This is a genomic window from Streptomyces prasinopilosus, from assembly GCF_001419695.1.
GTDB classification, from domain to species: Bacteria; Actinomycetota; Actinomycetes; order Streptomycetales; family Streptomycetaceae; genus Streptomyces; species Streptomyces prasinopilosus.
In genome coordinates this window covers 1-5,001 of sequence record NZ_LIRG01000241.1, presented here as the reverse complement: position 1 = coordinate 5,001, position 5,001 = coordinate 1, and the positions used below count along the sequence as shown (strand labels likewise).

General features: G+C 74.5%; 3 protein-coding genes. All 3 read right to left on the bottom strand.

The genetic code is table 11. The features are described 5' to 3' along the window. On the bottom strand, positions 1–1,301 hold a 1,301-nt coding region (pelF, locus tag AOK18_RS11535), incomplete at its 3' end, for a GT4 family glycosyltransferase PelF (protein WP_055694274.1). A 119-nt stretch (positions 1,302–1,420) separates the two neighbouring features. Next, positions 1,421–3,562: a hypothetical protein gene (locus tag AOK18_RS11530; RefSeq protein ID WP_055694273.1), complete on the bottom strand. Its 2,142-nt coding sequence runs from the start codon at positions 3,560–3,562 to the stop codon at positions 1,421–1,423. A gap of 460 nt (positions 3,563–4,022) precedes the next feature. After that, positions 4,023–4,547, bottom strand: a complete 525-nt coding sequence (locus AOK18_RS11525) for a hypothetical protein (RefSeq protein ID WP_055694272.1) — start codon at positions 4,545–4,547, stop codon at positions 4,023–4,025. Positions 4,548–5,001: the final 454 nt, after the last annotated feature.

The following is a 5,001-nucleotide window of genomic DNA, read 5'->3' as shown; positions in this document are numbered from 1 at the left end:
GCGGCCATCGCGGCCGGGTCCCGCGGCGGTACGACGAGGCCCGTGTCCCCCACGGCCTCGCGGACTCCGCCGACGTCGGTGGAGACCGTCGCCCGCCCGCAGGACATGGCCTCGATCAGGGTGAAGGGGAAGCCTTCACTGATGCTGGAGAGCATCACGACGTTGCCGGCGGCGTACGCGTCCTTGATGTCGTCGACGCGGCCCTCGAAGGTGACGGCGTCCCCGTGGCCGAGTCCGGCGGCGAGGGCCTCGCACCGTTCCCGGTAGGCCTCCCCGCCCCGGGGCGTGCCGCCGAACAGCCGCAGCCGGACGTCGGGGCGCTCCGCCCTGACCAGGGCGAGGGCCCGGATGAGGGTCTCCAGGTCCTTGATCGGGTCGACGCGTCCGGCCCAGCTGAGGGTCGGCGCGTCCGGTTCGGGTCCGGCCGGCGGGAAGGCCTCCGGGTCCACCCCGTTGTAGACCGTGCGGATCGACGCCGGGTCGGCCCCGCCCTCCTCCTCCCACAGCCGGTTGTAGCGGTTGCCCGGTGTGATCAGGGCGGCCCTGCGGTAGCTCTCCTCGGCCAGCAGCCGGAAGAAGCCCAGGACGAGCGCCTTGACCGGCCAGCGGTAGGGGCCGGTGCGGTAGCCGAGGTAGCGCTCGCGCAGGTAGACGCCGTGCTCGGTGAGGAGCAGGGGGACACCGTGCCGTTCCAGGGCGGCCAGTCCGGGCAGGACGGCGACGCCCCCGCTGACCGCGTGGGCGACCCCGTCCTGCGGCAGGGGCGCGGCCAGCGGGCGCAGGGCGTGCTCGAGCAGTCCGGTGGCGGTGACCGCGTCGTGCAGGGTGGGGCGGGCCTCGCGGACGACCAGGCCCCGGCGGTTCCACACGGCGGTCAGCACGGCGATCGCCCGGTCGCCGCGCAGGAACGGGCCGAGCGTCCCGTCGGCGGCGGCCCGCGCCATGGTGTACAGGGCCGGGGCGAATCCGCTCTCGGCGCACGGGTCGAGCAGCGCCGTCAGGAACTGCTCGTAGGCGCCGGCCAGGACGTCGCGCGGACGCCGCCGGGGCGGGCGGCCCTCGGGCGGGGCTCCCCACATCGGGACGGTCAGGACGTTCGAGACGTGTGCGGGCAGGTCCCACACGACGGGTTCGCGGCCGGTGCCGGTGACGGCGAGGACCTCGAAGTCGATGTCGGGCATGCCGCGGACGAGCTGGTCGCACCAGACGCTCACACCGCCGTGACTGTGCGGATAGGTGCCTTCGGTGAGCAGGGTGACGCGCGTCGAGCCGGAGCGTCGCGCGCCGTGGTGAACGTACATCGGTGGGCTCCACGGCCGGGTGCGGGGTGGGGTGCGGGGAGGGTCGTGCAGGGCCGGGTCCCGGACCCGGTCACGCGTCGGTGACCGGGTCCGGTGCCTCGGGCGGTTCGGTGGGCCGTTCAGCTCCGCGCGGTGTACGGGACGTGGTCCCGCACGCCGGCGGGGACCCGGGTGTCCGGGGCCGGCCCGGTGACCGGGGCCTTCGCGCCCGGGGCCGGCCCGTCGGCGTCGGTGCCGTCCGTGGCGGACGCCGGCAGGGTGAAGGAGAGGGCGTTCTGGCCCGTCCGCGTCCAGCCGGATGCCCGGCCCGCGTACGCCTCGCCGAACGCCTCGCCCGCGAGGGTGGTTCCGGTGGGCACGGTGACGGTGGCGTCCGTGCCGTCCGGTGCCTCGACGGTCACCGTGCCGCCGGTGCGGTGGGCGGTGACGCTGCCGTCCCGCAGGGCCCCTGCCCAGGCGGCGCGGCGCCGGAGTTCGGCGCCGATGTCCTTCATCCGCAGGTTCACCACGGGGGTGTCGTCGGCGAACAGCGCCTCGTAGCCGTCGAGTACGCCGTCCAGGACCGGGTAGGCGATGCGGTCCTCGGCCAGGTTGGACTGGTGGATGAAGTGCGGCTTGGGATCGTTGGCGAGGACATGGCCGAGCGCGATCCGGGTCTCGAGGGGGACGATGTGCCCGCTGTATCCCGTCGCGGTGTCCAGCGGGGCCGGCAGGCACGTCGTGGTGGCCGGGTTGTCCTCGCAGATCCCGCTTCCGCCCTGGGCGCGGCTGGTGTAGATCCAGTTGTACTCGTCGACCTGCTCTGCTTCCCGTCCGGCGTTGAAGAAGACGTTCATCGGGTAGCGCGAGACGGTCGTGGCCGGGCCGACCCGGCGCTGCGCGGGATCGCGGGAGTTGTCCGAGGCGAGCCAGGCGATGCCGTTGTCGGCGAGGGCGGGGGCGAGGTTCGGGTTGTCGGCGGGCTGCTGCGGCAGCACCTTGAGTCCGGAGTGCTCGCCGGTCACCAGCTCGTCGTCGTGCAGGGGCAGTCCGGCGGTCCGCCCCCAGACGCGGTTGGTGGCGATCTCGTCGGAGATGGCCGTGCGGCCGACCCACTTGGTGCTGCCGTCGGCGTGGGTGGCGCACCGCCACGGCACCACTGCCGTGTCCTGCTCGCAGCCGAGGAAGGCGTGCGTGTAGGTGTGGTTGATCCAGCGGAACCGGTTCCGTTCCGCGATCAGCCGGTCCGCCAGGGGGTCGGCTCCGCCGTTGTCCTCGCGGTGGTCGACGCTGCCGGCGCCGTTGTAGGCGAAGTCGAGGGTGAAGTCCCGCTCGTCCTGCCAGGAGGCGGCGTGGTCGACGTCGCCGGGGAGCATGCGAATCGGGTCGGGGGTTCCCTCGCCCTCGGGGCAGTCGACGTCGCCGGGGGTGCAGTTCAGCTCCGTGTCCCAGCGGTCGTCGGCGGCGAGGACGTCGTCGACGTGCACGGCGAAGTAGTTCCTGGAGGCGCCCAGGTGCACGCCGCCGGTCATCCAGTCCACGATGCCGCGGGCCAGGAGCCTGAACTGCTGCTGGTGCCGGTTGTAGACGAACGTGACGACGAGTTCCCGCCGTCCGTCGTGCCGGTACTCGCCCACCAGTGAGCCCCGCCCGGTCCCGCCCGGGATCGCGGCCTCGACGTACGGGGTGAAGTCCGCGCCGGCCACGGGGGTCGACAGGTAGGCGTAGCTCTCGCCCACGGTCGGCGCGTTGTCCTCGAAGGGGACCTGGCCGTCCAGGTAGCCGAAGGGGCCCGCCCGGCCCGCGGCGGTCACCTCGGCCCGCACTCCGTCGACCCCGCCGGCGTAGCCGCCGTCGACCGGGTACCGCAGGCCCGCCTCCGGACGCGCGTAGGTGTAGGCGTCGACCTGCGGGATGTCGTGGGTCCGCTCGTAGGCGGCGAGCGCCGTCATCTCGGGCGAGTTCGCCGGGAACGGGTTGTCGTTGGGCAGGACCACCGCCTGGTACTTGGCGCGGGGCCGCCCGTCCACGGTGTCGGCGAGGAAGCCGGCGTCGAGGACGGGACGGTCGGACCGGGTGAGGTCCACTTCGGTGTACGGCGTGCCGGCGGCCTCGAGTTCGGCCGCGATCGCGTCCACGGCCGGCCCTCCGTCACTGACGACCAGGACGCGCAGGTCGACGCGGGTCAGGTCGTCGGCGGCGTGCGCGGCCGTGCTCGGCAGGCCGAGGGCGGCGATGAGTGCGCCCACCGTGAGCACGGCGGTGCGTGTGATCCGCTTCATGCGGTGCAGTCCCCTCCCACGGGCAGGGGTGGACACCGCTCCGCCGGAGCCGACGCACCCCCGCGCGCGACGCCGGCGTCCCCCTCAGAAGCCAGTCGTCGACGCATCCGTCGCATCACATGGTGATGCCTTTGTGTGCTTTTTGTGGGTGAGTTGCGGAACTTGACGGAAAAGCGCGGGTGGCCGCCGGGGGGCCGGTGGTCCGGAAGCGACCGGTGCGGCGCTTCGGGGCACGGGGGCGGAGGCAGCGCACGGAACACCGGGGCAGGTCGGAGACCCGGACGGACCACCGGCGGGCCGGACGGCCCGCCGGTGCGGGTGCCGGAGGTCCGGACCTCTTGCCGGAGGGGGCGCCGATCCGGTTTCGGTCAACGGCGCCGGGGCCCGCGGACCGGTGGACCGCCGCGGGCCGGCCGGAGACCGGCCGGGTCCGGCGGTCCCGTCGGGTCCGCCGGGACCGTCAGGCGCAGAGCACCCGGGTCTCGGGGGTGTACACCGGCCCGCCGCCGGCGTTCCCCGTGTCGCTGAACTCGGCGTAGTAGTACGAGTAGAAGCCGATGTTGCCGTTGCAGCCGGAGTCGGGCGCGACCTGCAGGGTCAGCGTGACGGTCCGGCTCTGGCCGGGCGGGACGGTGGTGCCGTAGTTGGCGCCGAGGTCCGCGGGTCCGGTCCCCGCGCAGGGGGTGCTGCCGGCCGCGGTGGCCAGGGCGCAGCCGGTGAAGGCGTACTTCAGGTCGGGTCGCTGGGTGGTGAGCCAGGTGGGGTCGATCGTCTGGTAGACGAACCAGATGTCGTACGTCCTGTTGTTGGTGAGGGTCATCGACAGCTGGACCGTGCCGCCGGGCGTGGTGGTGGCGGTGTCGGTGGCGAACGTCAGCTCGGCGGGCGCGGGGTCGACCGCGGCGGCTTGGGGAGCCATGCCGAACAGCGCGAGGACGAAGGCGAGGAGAGCGGCGGGACCGAGGCGTCTCAGTGGTGATCGCATGACCCGGGAGGCTAGGCAGGAGCCCCGGCGACCGTCTCCCCCTCGCGCCGCCCCCCGCCCGCCCGCCGACCGAAAGCGCACCCGCCGTGAAGGAGTTGTGTGCATGTCGTGATGCCCGTCGGCCGGCGGCGTCACCGCACCCCACGGGCGGTCCCGGTGGAGCGGCCGGGGTGGCGGACGGGGCGGAGCGGCCCCGCCGGCGCGTCCGGGAGCATTGGCGCGTACCGCTCGGGCGACGGCACGGCGGCGCACCGTGACGGCCGGCGGCGACCGGCGCGGACGCCCCCGTTCCGCCGGCCGCGGCCGGCACGCCCGGGAGCCGCCCGCGGACCCGCGCCGGACACCCGCCCCGGACGCCCGGCGCGTCACGGGGTGTCCGGACCGTCCAGACCGCTGAGGGCTCCGACGGGGTCCGGGTCGGGGGTGCCGCGGGGCCACCAGTCGTCCTGGCCGG